General features: G+C 42.8%; 14 protein-coding genes. 9 read left to right on the top strand and 5 right to left on the bottom strand.

Translation table 11 applies throughout. From position 1 onward, the window contains the following. Window positions 1–84 precede the first annotated feature (84 nt). The 4 genes from H4W00_RS05690 to H4W00_RS05705 all read right to left on the bottom strand — a co-directional run bounded on the left by H4W00_RS05690 (window position 85) and on the right by H4W00_RS05705 (window position 5217). A complete protein-coding gene (locus tag H4W00_RS05690) occupies window positions 85–1122 on the bottom strand; it encodes a rhomboid family intramembrane serine protease (RefSeq protein WP_209956631.1) in 1038 nt (345 codons plus the stop codon). 98 nt (window positions 1123–1220) lie between these two features. Continuing rightward, window positions 1221–2429 (bottom strand): alpha-hydroxy acid oxidase, encoded by a 1209-nt coding sequence (locus tag H4W00_RS05695; RefSeq protein ID WP_209956632.1) that lies wholly within the window; start codon window positions 2427–2429, stop codon window positions 1221–1223. Window positions 2430–2649: 220 nt separating this feature from the next. After that, window positions 2650–4410, bottom strand: a complete 1761-nt coding sequence (locus H4W00_RS05700; RefSeq protein WP_209956633.1) for an L-lactate permease — start codon at window positions 4408–4410, stop codon at window positions 2650–2652. A 486-nt stretch (window positions 4411–4896) separates the two neighbouring features. After that, window positions 4897–5217 (bottom strand): glutaredoxin family protein, encoded by a 321-nt coding sequence (locus tag H4W00_RS05705; RefSeq protein ID WP_334684886.1) that lies wholly within the window; start codon window positions 5215–5217, stop codon window positions 4897–4899. Window positions 5218–5684: 467 nt separating this feature from the next. Here H4W00_RS05705 and mtgA point away from each other — a divergent pair, with 467 nt between their 5' ends. The 6 genes from mtgA to H4W00_RS05735 all read left to right on the top strand — a co-directional run bounded on the left by mtgA (window position 5685) and on the right by H4W00_RS05735 (window position 11742). Beyond that, window positions 5685–6371: a monofunctional biosynthetic peptidoglycan transglycosylase gene (gene mtgA, locus H4W00_RS05710; RefSeq protein ID WP_209956634.1), complete on the top strand. Its 687-nt coding sequence runs from the start codon at window positions 5685–5687 to the stop codon at window positions 6369–6371. Window positions 6372–6589: 218 nt separating this feature from the next. Then, entirely contained in the window at window positions 6590–8836 is a 2247-nt protein-coding gene (ppk1, locus tag H4W00_RS05715; RefSeq protein ID WP_334684887.1) for a polyphosphate kinase 1, read from the top strand. A gap of 555 nt (window positions 8837–9391) precedes the next feature. Next, window positions 9392–9562, top strand: a complete 171-nt coding sequence (locus H4W00_RS05720) for a hypothetical protein (RefSeq protein ID WP_209956635.1) — start codon at window positions 9392–9394, stop codon at window positions 9560–9562. Between the two features lie 74 nt (window positions 9563–9636). Continuing rightward, window positions 9637–9933 (top strand): hypothetical protein, encoded by a 297-nt coding sequence (locus H4W00_RS05725; RefSeq protein WP_209956636.1) that lies wholly within the window; start codon window positions 9637–9639, stop codon window positions 9931–9933. 173 nt (window positions 9934–10106) lie between these two features. Further along, window positions 10107–10667 (top strand): hypothetical protein, encoded by a 561-nt coding sequence (locus H4W00_RS05730; protein WP_209956637.1) that lies wholly within the window; start codon window positions 10107–10109, stop codon window positions 10665–10667. Between the two features lie 544 nt (window positions 10668–11211). Further along, window positions 11212–11742 carry a GlcG/HbpS family heme-binding protein gene (locus tag H4W00_RS05735; protein WP_327192168.1) on the top strand — a complete coding sequence of 177 codons (531 nt, stop codon included), beginning with the start codon at window positions 11212–11214 and terminating at the stop codon, window positions 11740–11742. A 303-nt stretch (window positions 11743–12045) separates the two neighbouring features. On the opposite strand, the gene H4W00_RS05740 is transcribed toward H4W00_RS05735, so the two are convergent. Then, entirely contained in the window at window positions 12046–12783 is a 738-nt protein-coding gene (locus H4W00_RS05740; RefSeq protein WP_209956638.1) for a tRNA-(ms[2]io[6]A)-hydroxylase, read from the bottom strand. A 629-nt stretch (window positions 12784–13412) separates the two neighbouring features. Between H4W00_RS05740 and H4W00_RS05745 the strand changes: the two genes are divergently transcribed. From H4W00_RS05745 to H4W00_RS05755, 3 genes are all read left to right on the top strand, one after another. Further along, complete coding sequence (locus tag H4W00_RS05745) at window positions 13413–15611, top strand: malate synthase G (RefSeq protein WP_209956639.1); 2199 nt, start codon at window positions 13413–13415, stop codon at window positions 15609–15611. A gap of 617 nt (window positions 15612–16228) precedes the next feature. Further along, window positions 16229–17323 (top strand): porin, encoded by a 1095-nt coding sequence (locus H4W00_RS05750; RefSeq protein WP_209956640.1) that lies wholly within the window; start codon window positions 16229–16231, stop codon window positions 17321–17323. Window positions 17324–17520: 197 nt separating this feature from the next. Further along, complete coding sequence (locus tag H4W00_RS05755; RefSeq protein ID WP_209956641.1) at window positions 17521–19155, top strand: CTP synthase; 1635 nt, start codon at window positions 17521–17523, stop codon at window positions 19153–19155. Window positions 19156–19245: the final 90 nt, after the last annotated feature.

A 19245-nucleotide genomic window follows, 5' to 3' on the forward strand; every position in this document is an offset into this window, starting at 1 on the left:
CACAAGCAGGTAGGAGAAAATTAAATTAGGCTTCTTTTATTACTCAATATTGAGCGCTTAGCAGTAATAATTAAACGCAGTTACTTACTTAATGGTTGCCAGTATTTGTAGCATTTGGTTGTGAATGTCCTGCCACCACCAGATAAAACCGATGGTGACTAGTAGCATGGTTATCCAAGGAAGTATCTGCCAAACGATGGCAGGCTTGATTGCTGCAGCCGTTATGGTTTTAGAGTTACTGTTGACACTAAAATCGGCACTATTGTCTTTGTTAACAGAAATATTATTAACAGTAACCGCATCAAACTGAGTATTTACACTGGTATTGTCATCCAAGTTTACAGGGATATTGCTGTCAGTATCAGCATAAATAGTACTATTGTTTCTATATTCATTATTAACAGAGTCATTATCAATAGAGTCATTATCAATATTGCTACTATACGAATGACTTCTATAATAGGTCTGATAATTCACTATAGATGCTTGTAGTGCAGCCGCACGCTGTCGATAAGCAATACCAACGGATAACGCAATTACCAGACCGGTAATCGCCCCGCCAATGTGCCCTGCATTATCGATACCGGGCACTGCAAAGCCATAAACTAGGTTAATACCCATAATAAAAATAAGACTTCTTAGATTCAGTATCATGCCATTCACAGACATTTTAAAGAAGGTCGCTATCAATAACGCCGCTCCGATACCCATGATGCCACCAGACGCACCAGCAGATATACCGGGCTGCGCCGTTTCGTCTAAAATACCTTGCCATGTGACATAACTGTTGAGCAGATTACCACCAATTGCTGCCAATAAAAACAATGCCAAAAACTTAGCTGAACCAAACATCGGCTCTGCAATCTGACCAAAAAAGTACATGGCAAAGCCATTGAACAGTAGATGCATCAAGCCAATATGCAAAAACCCGCTACTGACCAGTCGCCAAGGCTCATCGCCCATAGTATAGGGTAGGGCATTGGCACCCCACTTCAATAATGCCGCTATTGACGGATTATTAGCATCAACACCAGACAGCACCTGTACGATATATAATCCGACAAAGCTGATTAATAATAAAGTAGTGATAGGTGCGGTTTTGAACAGTTGCTGGATAGTCATAAAACGAGATATCAATCAAAAGGTATAGGTAGAGTATAAAGGGTATGGATAGTATAAAGAAAGCTATCAAAACGTCTCAGTGCCTATCTTGTTTACAGCTACCAGCGCATAGGTGCCACATAAGGCAAGGCAGTTTTAAGGTGCTCGTAGGTACCCTTGACTAAGATATCATCGCGCACTTCATTGATATCGGTATGACCACAAAATGCCATGCTGATATCGCATTCTTTATAAATCAGCTCAAGTGCTCGGCGGACGCCATCCTCGCCATAGGCGCCAAGACCATATAAGAATGCGCGGCCAATCATTGTACCATTTGCGCCTAACGCCATCGCTTTGAGTACATCTTGCCCAGAACGAATACCACTATCGAGCCAAATCTCAATCTGACTGTCCTCAGCGCGCACCGCTTGTACGATATCGGCTAAGGATGAAATGGAAGAGGGCGCACCATCTAATTGACGGCCACCGTGATTGGAGACCACCAGCGCATCGGCACCGCTACGAGCTGCCAGTACGGCGTCTTCCGGCTCCATAATACCTTTGATAATTAACTTGCCACCCCACATGTCTTTGATTCGGGCAACATCGTCCCAGCTCAGCGCAGGATCGAACTGCTCAGCCGTCCACGCTGATAGTGATGAGATATCTTCGACATTCTTAGCGTGACCGACGATATTACCGAAGGTACGACGCTTGGTGCCCAACATATTCATACACCATTCGGGCTTGGTCATCAGATTTAAGATGTTGGCAAGCGTTGGTTTTGGTGGCGCAGACAGACCATTCTTGATGTCTTTATGACGTTGGCCGAGTACTTGTAAATCGGCGGTCAGGATTAACGCTGAGCAATTGGCTTCTTTGGCGCGGCGAATCAGATTGGCTATAAAGTCCATATCGCGCATCATGTATAGCTGAAACCAAAAGGGGGCACTGGTATGTTCTGCCACATCTTCAATAGAGCAAATACTCATAGTCGATAGTGAAAACGGTACGCCAAATTTCTCTGCTGCCTGTGCTGCGAGAATTTCTCCGTCTGCCCACATCATGCCAGTAAAGCCAGTCGGTGCAATAGCAACCGGCATTTTTACTGGTGTACCCAGCATTTCAGTAGCAAGTGAGCGCCCTTCCATATTGACCAACACCCGCTGACGCAGTTTAATACGGTCAAAGTCAGTTTCGTTATTACGGTAGGTGGTCTCGGTCCATGAGCCTGAGTCGACATAATCATAAAACATGCGCGGTATTTTTCGTTGTGCCACACGCCGTAAGTCTTCAATTTCAGTAATTTTGCTCAAATCTTTCATGGAATCTTCCTTGGTGCTGATGTGGTGACCACTTAATAATTATGATGTTGTCGCTGTCGCTGTCGCTGTCGCTGTCATTGATATTCTATCGTTAATTATTGAACTACACTATGGTATCTATGACATAAAACAGACGCTATCACAATGAATATAATAGCGTCTGTATAAGGGCTTATGATGAATTGATACGGTTCAACTGGTTTTCTAGTACAGCGTTCTCTTATTGGGCAACGGCTTTTTTACCGGTTATGGCCATGAGTCCAAAGAATGCTATTGGCCAGATGACAGCCAAGACCCACCACCACATTTGACCAAAAATAATAGCCATGCCGATCAATCCTGCCTGAACAACATAGTAGGTCATTGCGATCAAGGTTTTGCGAATAACATAGCCTTCTTTGTCCATCAGGCCAACCACTGCGCAAGCAGCAACTACGTTATGTACCGCAATCATATTACCAGCTGCACCGCCTACCGCTTGTAGGGCTACCACTTGTGCAGCAAGGTCGGTATTGAAGCCAATTTGACTGGCGGTGGACCACTGAAAGTAAGAGAACATCATATTACTGACGGTATTGGAGCCTGCAATGAACGCACCCATCGCGCCAATCCATGGCGACACTAATGGCCAGGCATTTTGAAAGGCACCCGCAGCACTTTCAGCCAGTAATATGGGCATTGCGGGTAGCGCTGTCGCTACTTCAGCGGCTGAACCAGAGTTGATGAATACTTGTACCATAGGTACCGAAAACAGCAAGGCTGGTGCAGCCGCTACCATGGTTTTTGCCGAACTGCTCCAACTACGTTTTACAGCTTGTCCATTCATTTTGAACAGCAAGATACAGGTTAAGGAAGCAATAATTAGAATGGCACCTGGAGAGTAGGCAAGCTGTATTTTACTAGAAATAGTCGTACCAAAAAGATTACTAAACTCTATGGTGGTCAAATCGCCAGTCAAAAATGCTTTAAGCGGTGCAATCACTCGAGTGATAATTAATAAGCCAATAACGATAAGATAAGGAGAAAACGCCCGAACCAAAGAAAACTTCGGCGCAACGGTATCATCATACTTTTCTTCAGGTAGCGAGCCTAGCCAGTCTTTATCCCATTTGGCGCGTGGCGCAAAATCGAAGGTGTCTTTAGGCATCAAAAAGCCGCGTTTCGCTGCTGGAAGTACGATCATCAGACCAATGAAACCACCAACCAGCGATGGGAACTCAGGACCTAGATATTTGGCCACTAAAAAGTAAGGAACGGTAAAGCTGAGACCGGCGAATATAGCAAAGGGCCATACTTTGAGCCCTTCAACAAAGGAGCGTTTTTTTCCAAAGAACCGAGTCAAAAATCCACTTAAAAGTAACGGAATCAAAAAGCCGACTAGCGCATGTATCAGACCAATATTACCGGTAATTTGTAATAGATAATTTTCAGCTGAGAGTGGCGCAATAGCTTGAGTGATATCTTGCTTATCATTGATGCCAGTCCAAACGCCAAGTAATACTGGTGTGCCAACAGCCCCAAATGATACGGGTGTTGATTGAATGATTAGCACCGCCATAACTGACGCCATCGCTGGGAAACCTAAAGCCAACAGTAGTGGTGCACCGATAGCAGATGGCGTACCAAATCCTGATGAGCCTTCTACCATCGAGCAGAATAACCACGCCACAATGATTACTTGAATACGTCTATCGGGTGAAATATCCATAAAGCCTTTACGGATAGCGACAATAGCACCCCCTTCTTTTAAAGTATTCAGCAATAAAATAGCGGCAAATACAATAAACAAAAGTGTGAGTGCGACGATGATCCCATTGACGGTAGCGGCCGCCACTTGGGCACCACTGGCCTGCCATACGAATAGGGCTAACAGCGCGGTCACTAAATAGGCAACGCCCATAGATATTTTGGCCGGTAGTCGCATGACCACCAGCAGTACGAGAACAACTAAAATTGGCGCTAAGGCCAGAAAGGTATACATTATTAACAATCCTTGTTGATATATGTACCAGCTTATTATTGTTACTAAGCTTGAAGTCAGGATGACTATTTTTTAGCGTTAAATCTATTGTAATCCATTACAACGGCTCACTATAGCACCAACTTCGCATGAGTTACTAGCGGTAACAGCTGCGCACAGCACCACAATATTGTTAAAATATTAAGGATGTCTAGATTTAAAAGTAGCTATTAATAGGCCAGCTATTAGACTTCATTAAACTTGTATTTTTTATACTGAACTGATCGAAAGTTAAGAGTTTGATAGGCATAGATTTTTTTCTAATTAGCATAAAAAGCTGACTAGAGCGTCAAGATAATAAAAGTCTAAAATTTATACCAGTAGTACCCTGACACAAATGTATCTATTTTATTTTGAACAGGCGATAACAGATAACAGATAAGTGATCACTCGCTTGTGGCAGCGGCTAGAGTGGTCGAATAACCCTTAATTCAGTTAAACGTCAGATTACAATAATTGCTGCAAATCCATCACTGAAAAAGGATAGTTTAATCGCCTAGAGGGGGTCAGCAGTACTGGTATGGTGGTAGCAAAGGCCATCATTAATGGTTCATCGAAGTCGGCAATATCGACATGTTGGTAAGTAATCGGTTGCACCGCTTGAAAACGTAGCATAAGGTTTTCAGCTTCAGTACATAAATGACAGCCAGACGTACCTAATAACCACCAGTCATTACTATGTTCTGGCGTGTCAAGATTAGGTAAGGCCTGAATAATACGCGCTCTTAGTTGTTTTATAGAGTCATGGCTATTCATATTTACGTTCATGTTGGTACTCATATCTGGATTCAGATTTTTATTGGCATTGTAGATAACTATTGTAGCTGGGTATGTTAGGTAGGTATTTTGGCTAGCAATTACCCCAAAACAGAGTTTTTTTATTGTGAGCTATAGTCAAATATCAAGAAATTAATACCGCTGGGTTATTGGTATATGATAAAGAAACCGGGCAAATAATGACAGTGATTGTGAGATTAGGTAAGATAGCCTGCTGTTTATTGTTATAGTCAAAGACCTATAAATCCGCTATCGTGTCACCTGTGCTCGACGAAGCGACTTCATGAAGCCCGGCTACCGTCTGAGTGTAGCAGCATAGTATTGGCAAAATAATATTAACAATATGGCATCAGTAAAAGTATTGCAATACTATTTGTCCGACTGTTCTATTTGCTCAAACATGGTCTTATCTACTTGACTATGTTGACACTTTTTTTAATTATTTGGATATTGCGCACATGACAAGTTCTGGCAGATTTATCAAACGGCTATTTTTAGCAGCAGTGCTATTATTCGTAGCTTTTCATGTGCTGGTCGCGGGGTTGCTGATCGTTTGGAAGACTCAGCCGATTAACAATAGTATGTTTATGCTGACCTATCGGCTCACTGGTGGTAGTGTGACCCAAACCTGGGCTGAGTACGACGCGATTGCCAAATCAGCCAAGCAAGCCGCTATCGTCAGTGAAGATTCGACCTTTAGCCAACATAACGGCTTTGATTTTGATGGTATTTCAGCAGCCATGAAAAAAAATGAAGCGTCTGGCAAAATGTCGGCAGGTGGCTCGACCATCACTCAGCAATTGGCCAAAAACCTATTCTTAACCTCGCACCGTTCTTATGTACGTAAAGGCGAAGAGGCTATTATTACCGTAATGATTGAAACCTTGTGGGACAAGCAGCGCATCTTAACTGCTTATTTGAATGTGGCCGAGTTTGGTAATGGTATCTATGGTATTGACGCCGCCGCCCATCATTATTTTGATAAGTCTGCCGCCACCCTAAATCGTGATGAGTCAGCGTTACTCATTGGCATGCTCACCAATCCGAAATATTACGAAGACAACCGCAGTGACAGAAGCCTGCGTAATAAACAACGTATTATCAAAAAACGTATGAAAAATGCCGTACTACCGCAAACTGCTTAGTTCTTTTAATCTTCAAACTCAAAATGTAATATCAATAAAATAATATCAATAAAATAATATCAGTAAAATAATATTAATAAAATAATATCAGTAAGATACTGTCAGTAAAGTAATAACGGTGACGCCATTAAGATATACAGTTGTAGTGTGGTCAAGTTGCGGTAATATGGACTATAGTTACTGTTGATAGTAATCAATAATAATAAGGGAGCAGTGGCATGGTAGGCACTAACAATCAGCAGGATATCCACGACAACCATATCCACAATAGTACTAATAACCAAGCCAGTATTAATAATAAAGATAATATAACTGTTAATCAGAGCCATGTTAAGAGCAGTGACACTCTTGCCCAAATTGGCTGGCAGCGTTCAGAAGATGGTAGTTACTCTCCCAATAGTTATATTAATCGCGACTTGTCCTTATTACAGTTTCATCTGCGCGTATTGGCGCAAGCGGCCAGTCCGCACCATCCTTTACTTGAGCGGCTATTCTTTTTGATGATTTTTTCATCAAACATAGATGAGTTTTTTGAGATTCGGGTTGCAGGTATTATGCAAAAGTTGAACATCGGTGATGTCTCGACCAGTGCTCATGGTATGCGCCCCAGTGAAATCCTTAATGAGATATCAGCCGTAACTCATAATGCCATTGATGAGCAATACCGCATTCTGAATGAAGACATCTTACCGGCACTGGCTGAGCGGGATATCCGTTATCTAAAGCGCGACGAGCTTAATGCCGAGCAGTCGGCATGGATGAAGCGTTACTTTATCGAGCAGGTCGCACCAGTACTGACGCCGATTAGCATTGATCCGGCGCACCCATTCCCTAGATTGGTCAATAAGAGCCTAAACTTTATTGCCACTTTAGAAGGCAAAGATGCCTTTGGTCGTGATATCAATTTGGCGATTGTCCCGGCGCCACGCAGTCTACCGCGAGTGATTCGTCTGCCTGATGAGCTGACTGGGGGTAAAGAACATCATATTATGCTATCAGCTGTTATTCATGAGCATGTCGGCGAGCTGTTCCCAGGTATGAATGTGACTGGCTGTCATCAGTTTAGGCTGACGCGTAATGCTGATTTAGACTTGGCAGACGATGTCGAGGATATCGCCAAGGCCCTTGAAGGTGAGCTCGAAAACCGCCGATTTGGTGACAAGGTACGCCTTGAGGTCACCACCGAATGTCCTACTAATATCTGCGATTATCTACTTAATGAGTTTGAGCTGCATGACAACCAGCTGTATCGGGTCAATGGACCGGTGAATTTAACACGGCTGCTATTTGATTTTAATATTCCAGAGCTGCGTTATAAGCCTTTTACTCATATTATTCCCAAACCCTTTCGCCGTGAGCTCGATAAGCTAGACGCTACCACCAGCATGTTCGCCGCTATGCGTAAAGGCGATGTCTTGGTTCATCATCCCTTTCATGCGTTTTCACCGATTGTCAATTTGCTATGGCAAGCCGCCAACGATCCAAAAGTATTGGCGATTAAGCAAACCCTATATCGTTCAGGTACCAACTCAGAGATTGTCCAAGCGCTGGCCGCAGCCGCTCGTAATGGCAAAGAAGTCACTGCGGTCATTGAGCTACGTGCCCGCTTTGATGAGGCCTCCAATATTGCAGTGGCCAACTATCTGCAAGAAGCAGGCGTGGTAGTGGTTTACGGTATCGTCGGTTATAAAACCCATGCCAAGCTTATGCTCATCGTGCGCCGTGAGGACGATAAAATTCGCCGCTACGTGCATCTAGGCACCGGTAACTATCATGCAGCGAATGCCAAGGTTTATACCGACTACGGATTATTCAGCGCCGATCCTGATATTTCTGAAGACGTCCACAAGATTTTTCATGAGCTTACCGGTATGGGCAAACCGGCGAATCTCAAAAAGTTATTGCATGCGCCGTTTACCTTGCATGACAAGTTAATGAGCTTCATTGACGATGAGATTGCTCATGCCAAAGCTGGCAAAAAAGCGCACATCATCGTCAAAGCCAACGCCCTGACAGAACGCCGGCTGATCGACAAGCTATATGATGCCTCGCAAGCAGGGGTTAAGGTTGAGCTGATTTTACGCTCTATGTGTTGCCTGCGTCCACAAGTGCAAGGCCTGTCTGAGAACATTACTGTACGTTCGGTCATTGGGCGATTTTTAGAGCACACCCGCATTTATTATTTTTACAATGACGGCGAGCAGCGTTTGTATTGCGGTAGTGCCGACTGGATGGATCGCAACTTGTTCCACCGGGTTGAGGTCGCGTTTCCGATTGAAGATAAAAAGCTGTTCGAACAAATTTACCAAGATGGGCTATTAAACTATCTACAAGACAACATTCAGGCTTGGCTACTGAGTGGTGATGGCCAGTGGCAACAAACCCAGCCTGCAGTAGGTGAACCATTGCACATTGCGCAAGATTATTTACTAAAGACGATCAACCATGTTGGTGGCTCCGTTTAATTAAGTTCTCTAGCAATACGGACTAGTAAAGCTGTTCAAAGGTGCGACTCTAACGAAGTTGATGCTCTAAACCAAAGTCTTTGCTTAATAATGAACCAAGCGTGGGAATTCACCTGCGCTTGGTTTTTTTATCTTTGCAATGCTATAAGAATTACAAACTGCCTAGTAACCTCACAATTATTCACACAATGATACGGCAGTACACTGGTGAAATAGTGATTGACCTATCTATAATTAATATGAGTCCTATGATTAAAATACCTTAAGAACGCGACGGTACTGCTGGTATAAGCTTTTTGCAGCCTCTGTCTGCGTAGGCACAGCAAGCCAGAAAAACGTATGCCAGCAGTAGGTTATGTACCGATATCACTTTTCATTAACTATATAGGTATTTACGACAGGTATTTACGACAAGTATTTGACAGCTAATTTAGAACTATGTTCTGATAAATGACTACCCAAATGCTCGACCTGGTTAGAAATTGCTACTTACAGAGACCACCTTATAGAGACTGCTAGGCCAATAATTAATCATAAAAAATAGGAATTTGTCTCATGAGTGATACTAACAGTGACACCTCAGATAGTAAGCAAGCTGCCGAACCTGCTAATGCACCACAAATCGACAAAAACCTAAAAGACGATAAAAAGGTTGAGGCGCCCGAAGAATTGACTAAGGAAGAAGAAACACCCTTTATTGATGAGACCGTACGCACCGATAAGTAAGTGTCATCCTAGATTCACTGATATTTTTAGAATGACTGCTTAAATTCTTATACTATAAATGTGAGGTATACGATATGACAATCGATAATATGACAACCGACAATGTTAATCATAAAGGCCAGCATACTAAAGGCCCAAATAATGAAGAGATAGTGCCCGTTAGTGATTCAGCTACCGCAAAACCGAAAAACACAGAAGACAGCTATGAAGGGCGTAAGTACGATCCAGAAATAGACGGTCCGCAGCAGAAATCACAAGAAACGGATGAGATTTATGCTGATCCACGTAAAGAAGAGGACTTACCAGCAGGCGGTAAAAACGTAGGGGACTTGGATGCCCACGACTTGAGCCAAAAAGGTAATGAGATTTAGAAATGTATTAATAAAACTCTTTCAAGCTTCCTAGGGCTGAAACTATTTTAACAATACATTTTTGAGATCATGCTTTAAGATTTCAACTAAAGCATACATTTAGTCCTTAATAACAGTGGTTCAGTATGCTTAAATACGCTGCTTCAAGGACAACATATTATAAGGACAAGACAATGGAAACCAAAGATCCTGCACCAAGCAAAAGCCCTACGGCTGATACTGATGCCAATGATGCCAATACCGTGCATGAGCAGAATAAAGCGGGCAATGTTGATAATGTCGACCGTACTGCTGAGCAAAAAGGGACCCAAACCCTGCAAGAAACAGTCATTGGTACACAATATGCTAGTGATGATGTTGAGCATGGTGATCACACTCACGAAGATATTCACCATAATGAGCATAACGTTATGTCTACCGACCATAAAATCGAAGAAAAAACTACTGTCAACAAAGGCATGGACAATAAAGGCATGGACAATAAAGGCACGGACAATAAAGGCACGGACACTTTTCAAGACAGTTTAGTGGGTTCAGTACATGTTAATGCTGGCGACAATGAAGCGCGTCTGCCCGACCGTCGTGATCAAAAAGGCAATCCATTCGACGAAGGCATTAATGAACATAGTAGGACCAGTGACGCGCCTAAGAGTGAAGGTATTACCGACATGAATCGCTATGCCAATATTGATAATGCGCAAACTCGTATTTTGAACTCTGGCGAAAAAGATTAAATTTATAAACAAAGTATGAAACAGTACAAACGTTATTAAAAAGTACAAATATATTGATACAGTTGCTGCTGAAATAGCCGCTCCTGACTATGACCCACATAACGTCACAAAAGATCACGCGCATGATGATATAAGCTTGACCGATGGTAATAAATAACTTGATGGGTATCTTCAAAACACGCTTTTATCAGCACATTAAAGCGCTTATAAAAGTAGCCAGGCTTACTGCTCCAGACCTACTGCTCCAGTCCGTTCAAAACAAAAGACAGTCGTTCATAGCAATGTGCTGATATAGTCGATTCAATTTAAACAAGATACAATGCTACTGGAATGAATTTTTTGCAGCCTCTGTCACGCTTGCGAATAGCACGCAAGAAAAATTTATACCAGCGGCACGTTGCTATACACAATTTTTTTATTGTGAACTGACTATAGTCAGGGCCTATATCAACGTTTTACTAAACATAACGTTCTGTTAGATAGAATGCTGTATCATCCGATTCAACAACCATGTGTACAAATAATATTACTCTAGGAATTTTTCATGACGTTAATGCCAAATATTTTATCTAAAGCGTTATTAGCAGTAGCCGTGATAGGCTGTTCAACCAGTGTTTTGGCTGCCAATCCTACTGCTGCCAAAGCCAGTCTAGTATTGCAACAGCCTAATGTCTCTTTGGCACTGGCCAATGAATTGATTGATGCCACTATGGCTGCTTGTCATGCAGAAGGGAAATCAGCTGTGGTAGCGGTCGTTGATCGCGCTGGTAATTTAATCGCTCTACAGCGTGATGATAGTGTTGGCCCGCATAATACAGATGCTGCTATTCGTAAGGCATTTACTGCATTATCTACCAAAACATCTTCACGCAAGCTTGCTGATATTGCGCGTGCCAATCCAGATTCTAATAACTTAAACACGGTAGATGACTTGTTGCTTATTGGTGGCGGTGTACCCTTAAAATTTGGTAACGAAGTGATAGGTGCTATCGCTGCAGGCGGTGCTGGCGGAGCGGTACAAGATGAAAGCTGCGCCCTTAAAGGTATTGAAAAAGTGCTTCCTGCACAAAAGTAGTCAGTAGACGGTTTTAGCTCTATGGCAAGGTGGCTTTTATAACTTATCGCTTTTACAACTTGTTTTTATAAAAGCCTCCGTGGCAAAAGTCTAGTACTGCTGTGAGTCGCCCCAACGTTCTCAAAAGTAAACGAGAGCTTTGGGGCGACTCTTTTTTTTCGCTTCTATAATCAGTCAGTGACAGACAAGCCATAAGTTCAAAACAATCATTTATAAGCAGTAATCTATAAGCAGTAATCTATAAGCAGTAATCTATAAGCAATAACTTGCAATTAATAGGTTTTAAATACCAGTCATTAACTGCTAACCAGGCACACCACTATGAAAGCGTAGTTCAGAATCTGGACTGGCAATCAACTCAGATTCTACTTCTCTAAAGAGTGCCACCCGATCATCAATGCTCTCATCCGCTAACGACTGCGCTAGGGTCAAATAATCTTCAAAATGGCGACTCTCTGACTTTAATAGATAGCGATAGTATTTTGCTAATCGCGTATCTTCTGTCACCTCTGCCAACGCCGCAAAACGCTCGCAAGATCGCGCTTCAATAAATGCCCCAATAATCAATATATCTATCATCGCTGCTGGTTCATGAGTGCGCTTGTGCTTAAGCATGCCTTTAGCGTAACGTCCTGCGCTCAGATGTTTCCAATCTTGACCACGCTCATGCATGATGCCCAGTACTTGCTCATAATGCAGCATTTCTTCGCGTATCAGCTGTGCCAGTTTGCGCTGCAAATCATAAGAAAACTCATAACGAAATATCAGATTCATCGCCGTACCTGCGGCCTTTTTTTCGCAGTTGGCATGATCTTGAATAATCATTGGCAAATTATTAAGCGCGGCCTCGACCCAGGTTTGGGTGGTCCGACAGCCCAAAAACTCATAAATGGGAGACAAATCAACCTTTAGTGGTGTGCGCAGTTGGGTAACATCGACGCTATCTTCTGGTTGGTTAGGGTCTGTTTTTTCAATAATTTCCTTGAGGTCCTGATCGGCCGATAAGGAGACAGTTTTATGATCGTAATCACTAATATTCATAATATTTTTAGTCTTTATTAAAGAGGGTTTGTTGCCAGAGTAGTGTTAGGTGTTTTAAAGGGTCGTGATGGTTATTGAGCTTACTGCTATGAAGTATTTTATCTATATAGTCAGTAATAAGAGTGTTATCCATCAATAGCCCTGTAATATTAGCTTAAGTGATACACGTAAGATAATTCATAGCAACATGAGAGAGCCAACCATAATAGATAACAATTAAGTATAAGGCTCTCTTGTAATGATTACTTACAGTTTATAATTACCCATAAGTCATGCTATCACCGGATGGCTATTGTACTGCCAAACACAGATGGGCTATAGCCTATCATGAATATAAAAGTACGTTATTTATTTGCTGAATGGTGTTTTATTGTTTATTTTAATATTTGATAGTAGGATGATATTTGCTTTTTTGTGGTTTTATCTTACTATTGTTGTCTCGTTGTTAATAGTTAAGAACATGTCGTTAAGTAACACAGGGGCCGTCACCGAATTTGCTCAGGGTCTCCATTCAAATACCGAGCTATCATTAGTGCAAAGCGACTACAAATACCGAGCTACCATCAGTGTAAAGCGCCAAGTCGATAAATTAAAACCAATAAATCTCACGTACACTTAAGGACACCAATATGAGCCAGTCTTCTCACGCTAATCGCATCCAAAAAGGGATTCTTGCAATCAACCAGCAGTTGTACAACTTTATTGAAAATGAAGTGCTGCCTAAAGTTGGCGTTGATTCAGACAGCTATTGGTTAGGTTTTGAAAAAGTCATTAAAGAATTTACCCCGCGCAACAAGGCACTGTTGGCTATTCGAACCGAGATGCAAGCACAGATTGATCAATGGCATTTAGACAATCCTACCAAAAATGGTGAGATTGACTACCCAGCCTACAAGCAGTTCTTGCAAGACATTGGTTACTTATTGCCAGAAGGCGCTGACTTTAAGGTTAACACTGAAAACGTTGATAAAGAGATTACTGATATTGCTGGGCCACAACTAGTGGTCCCGGTATTAAACGCACGTTACGCTCTGAACGCTACTAATGCCCGCTGGGGTAGCTTGTACGATGCCTTATATGGCACAGATGTGATTAGCGAAGACAATGGTCAAGAGAGCACGGGCGGCTATAACGCCACTCGCGGCGCAGCAGTGGTGGCCTATGCCAAAAAATTCTTAGATGACAACTTTGCGTTAGCGTCAGGCTCATATAATGAGGTCACAGGCTTTAAGGTCGTTGATGGCAAGCTCGAGATTGCTCAAGGTGAGGGTAGCACTCAGCTACAAGACCGTATTAAGTTTGCCGGTTATGTCGGCGAAGCGGTTAGCCCAACGGGTATCTTGCTAAAGAACAATAACTTGCACGTCGAGATTCAAATCGATGCCAATAACCCTATTGGTAAAGATGATCCAGCCTCTATCAAAGATGTGTTACTAGAATCAGCGATAAGCGCGATTCAAGATTGCGAAGATTCTGTTGCTACTGTCGATGCTGAAGAAAAAGTCGCCGCTTACCGCAACTGGTTCGGCCTTATGAATGGCGATCTGCAAGAAAGTTTTGAGAAAAATGGCAAAATCCTGACCCGTAAGCAAAATCCAGACCGCGAATATACGACACCAGATGGCGGCACGTTGGTGTTACCGGGTCGTGCGCTCTTACTCATTCGTAATGTCGGTCACTTGATGCAAAACCCGTCTATCATGGTTGACTTAGGCGATGGTCCAGAAGAAATCTTCGAAGGCATAATGGACAGCTTAATGACGCCATTGTTATCGTTGAATGATATCCGAGGCAAAAACGAGCTATCAAACTCGCGTACAGGCTCTATGTACATCGTCAAGCCAAAAATGCATGGCCCTGATGAAGTGACGTTTGCCAATGAGCTGTTTGCGGCCGTAGAAGATGTATTGAGCCTACCACGCAATACCGTAAAAATGGGCATCATGGATGAAGAGCGTCGCATGACGGTCAACCTCAAAGAAGCCATTCGCCAAGCCCAAGAGCGAGTGATCTTCATTAATACGGGATTTTTGGATCGTACGGGTGATGAAATGCACACCAGTATGAATGCCGGACCGTTCGTACGTAAGAGCAAGATGAAGGCGCAAGCATGGCAGTCTGCTTATGAGCAGTGGAACGTCGATATTGGTCTAGAGACTGGTTTGCAAGGTCATGCTCAGATAGGTAAAGGCATGTGGGCACGTCCTGATGATATGAAGGAGATGGTTGCGACCAAAATTGCTCATCCACAGGCGGGTGCCAATACGGCATGGGTACCGTCACCAGTAGGGGCGACGCTGCATAGCATGCACTATCACGCGGTAAATGTCGCTGAGGTGCAAAGCAGTCTAAAGTTGCGTCAACGCGCGAACCTAGACGATATCCTAACTATCCCGCTAGCCAAAGATACTGATTGGACGGAAGCAGAGAAACAGCAAGAGCTTGATAACAATGCTCAGGGTATTTTAGGCTATGTGGTACGCTGGGTGAACCAAGGCATCGGCTGCTCAAAAGTACCTGACATCAATGATGTTGGCCTCATGGAAGATCGCGCTACCTTACGTATTTCTAGCCAGCACATCACCAATTGGCTACACCATGGCATCATCAGTGAGCAGCAAGTGATGGATACCATGAAACGTATGGCAAAAATCGTCGATGAACAGAACGCTAATGATCCTGATTATCAGCCAATGGCCCCTGACTTTGAGCACTCTTATGCCTTTAAAGCGGCTTGCGATTTAGTGCTTAAAGGTCGCGATCAGCCTAACGGTTATACCGAGCCATTATTACATCAAGCGCGTCTAGATTTAAAAGCGAGCGTTTAACTTAATACGCTGACAGAACTAATGTTAAGTTATATTTATTCTATGACCATGAGCATTAATAAGTGTTAACCATTAAGGGCTACTGATATCTAAATAAATAATAGTTATTATTAATAGTGCTCAGCGCTTTATTTAAGGCGTTAATACCCTAGTTGTTAACATGATTGTCATGTATTTCCCATGTCCTTCATAGCGACAGCTACCATTAATACCCTTATTTTCTCAGGAAAGTAGGGGTATTTTTCTGTGTATTGCTAGACTTAAGTCAGCCAAATTACTACATATTGTCTTTATCTATTATTGACATTAAAAACTCAGAAATGTGTTGCAAATTATGTCAGAGTTGTTATGATTGTATTCGAAGTATGAGTTTGGTAACTGATGTTACAGAATAGAGCGTTTAAGACTCAATATTACATAATGATTACCTAGTTACATCCCATTATGTAAGCAATAGTTTTTTCATCTTACGGTAATAAAATTTCGCCATACTTGTTTATGACTAATCTCGGTAAGCAGTTGCACATTATATCTTTGAGGATTTGTGACGATACCATTATGAGCATCAGCTAATCCTAGCGGGTTCATTACTAAAATTGTAAAGTGGAGATCTACCCATGAAAAAACTACTTTTAGCTACAGCAATCGCGGCTCTATCTGTATCTGCAGCCAACGCAGCACCGACTGTATATGGTAAAGCATTCGTTGGTATGGACTATGTCAATACCGAGATTGACGGTCAAGTTTTTTTCCCAGAAGAGAAAGTAACTGGCGGTACTCCTATTCCAGCTGGTAAAAGACCAGTTGATTCAGACGAAAATACCTTCGAAATCAACTCGTACTCGTCACGTATTGGCTTCAAAGGTGCTGAAGCGATAACAGCCAATACTGATGTGATCTATCAGTTAGAGTATGGTGTTAACGTTGATGGTGACAATGGTGATAATGGTGTGGCATTTAAAAGCCGTGATACTTACCTAGGATTCGATAACGAAAGCTATGGTCAGTTCCGCTTTGGTCGTAACACCTCAGTTGTTGATTACGTAAACAATGTCGTGACGTCAGGCAGTGGTTACTGGGATAACTTAGGAACAAACAATCTTGCTCAGAACGAAAAAGGTTTTAACCTAGCTGATAGCGGCCGTATCGATAACTCACTTATCTGGAAAGCGCCTAGATACAACGGCATACCGCTAGATGTTGCCCTTATGTACAAAGCTGATGAGTCATTCAATGGTGACACTGATAACGGTTTTGCCGCTTCAGCGATGCTTGATCCAGGCAAAGGTATTACATTTGGCTTGGCTTATGACAAAGATGTGAACTTGGAAGGTGATCTTATCCGTGGTACCGCTACTGTTGATATGAGCAAGTTCGTTCCTTATCCTGTGACAGTAGGTGCGTTATATCAGGTAGCCGACTTTGACGCTACTCCTAAAGACGAAAAAGGTTATGTTCTTAGCGCTAAAATGGGTCTAAGTAACTTTGCCAAGCCAGCAGCCGTTTATGTTCAGTACAACAACACTGACAACCTCTTCGGTGATGCCAACTCTGATTCAGATCAGATCGTTGTCGGCGGCGAATATCAGTTTAAAAAGAACATGATTATGCATGCTTATGTTGGCCAGAACTCAGCAAATATTGATAATGCCAAGGCTACTGGTGATTATGACTTATTCGCAGCTGGTGGCGGTCTAGAATACATCTTCTAAATCAAACCTATATATAGCTAGTATGCTAAAAGACTCATCCTTCGGGGTGAGTTTTTTTGTTATGACCCTTTTAAACGCTCAGCATGTCATAATGGACCAGTGTCAAACCTCGAATTTCAAGCAAGTTTGAGTTTTGCCCTATATTTTAAAGCGCATTTTTAGTAAAATCCTCTTTTACCAATTACCGATAGAGTACTATGACCAAGTTTATATTTGTGACCGGTGGGGTAGTGTCCTCACTAGGAAAAGGTATTACCGCAGCGTCTCTTGCTGCGATACTCGAAGCACGCGGTGTCAACGTCACCATGACCAAGATGGATCCGTATATTAACGTCGATCCAGGCACCATGAGCCCATTTCAACATGGTGAAGTGTTCGTCACTGAAGACGGCGCTGAGACTGATTTAGACTTAGGTTACTATGAGCGTTTTTTACGCCGCTCAAAGATGAGCAAGAGTAATAACTTTACTAGTGGTCGCATCTATCAGAACGTCCTTAATAAAGAGCGCCGTGGCGAATATCTTGGTGGTACGGTGCAGGTTATTCCGCATATCACCGATGAAATCAAAAGTAAAATCATCGCCAGTGGCGTAGGCTATGATATCGCTATCATCGAGATCGGCGGCACGGTTGGTGATATCGAGTCGTTACCCTTTATGGAAGCAGTGCGTCAAATGCAAGTGGAGCTGGGTCGTAATAGCGCTATGCTCATGCATCTGACTTTGGTTCCTTATATCGCCAGCGCAGGTGAAACCAAAACCAAACCAACTCAGCATTCAGTCAAAGAATTGCGCTCTATTGGTCTGCAGCCTGATATCCTGATTTGCCGCTCAGAACATCATATTTCACTCGATAACCGCCGCAAGATTTCGCTATTTACCAACGTCGAAGAGCGTGCGGTCATCATGTGTGAAGACGCTCAAAGTATCTATCAGATACCGCGTACTCTATATGAGCAAGATCTTGATGATTTGGTCTGTGAGCGTTTCGGTCTTGATTTGCCTGAAGCAGATTTGAGCGATTGGGATAAAGTAGTCGCGGCCCAGCTCAATCCTGAGACTACTGTGACAGTAGCAATGGTAGGTAAATATGTTGAGTTACCAGATGCTTATAAGTCTATCAATGAAGCATTACTACATGCGGGTATTACTCATAAAGCAGCGGTCAAGATTGATTATATAGATGCCGAACACTTGGAGAGTAATGACAGTTTATTCGCCCGTTTGAGTGATGCTGATGCCATCTTAGTGCCTGGTGGTTTCGGTGAGCGCGGTACCATGGGTAAAATAAAAGCCATTACTTATGCCCGCGAAAACAAAGTCCCTTATCTGGGTATCTGCCTGGGTATGCAACTGGCAGTGATTGAATACGCCCGTAACGTACTTAATATTGATGCCAACTCTTCTGAGTTTGACCGTAAGACTGCCGAACCTATTATTGGCTTGATTACTGAATGGTTAGATGAGCGCGGCGAGCTACAAATCCGTACCGATGACTCAGATCTTGGTGGTACGATGCGTTTAGGCGCACAGCAAGCAGAGTTAGTTGCGGGTAGTAAGCTTAGCCAAATCTACGGCGCGAGCATAATCACTGAGCGTCATCGCCATCGTTATGAGATGAACAGTCGCTATATCGAACCATTAGAGCAGGCGGGTATGATTGTTTCAGGCTATTCTGCCAAGCAGCATTTGGTTGAGTCGATTGAACTGGCCGATCATCCTTGGTTTATCGCGGTGCAGTTCCATCCTGAGTTCACCAGCTCACCCCGCGGCGGTCATCCGTTATTTAACAGCTTCGTAAAAGCGGCCCAAAATTATAGTGATAATAAGTAGCGGTTTTAAATGACTTGTACGAATGAGCTGAATAAATAATAGTTGAATGGCTAATGTGTCATAAAAAAAGACCAATCTACGGATTGGTCT

The sequence above is a fragment of the Psychrobacter sp. PL19 genome (assembly GCF_017875835.1).
GTDB lineage: Bacteria > Pseudomonadota > Gammaproteobacteria > Pseudomonadales > Moraxellaceae > Psychrobacter.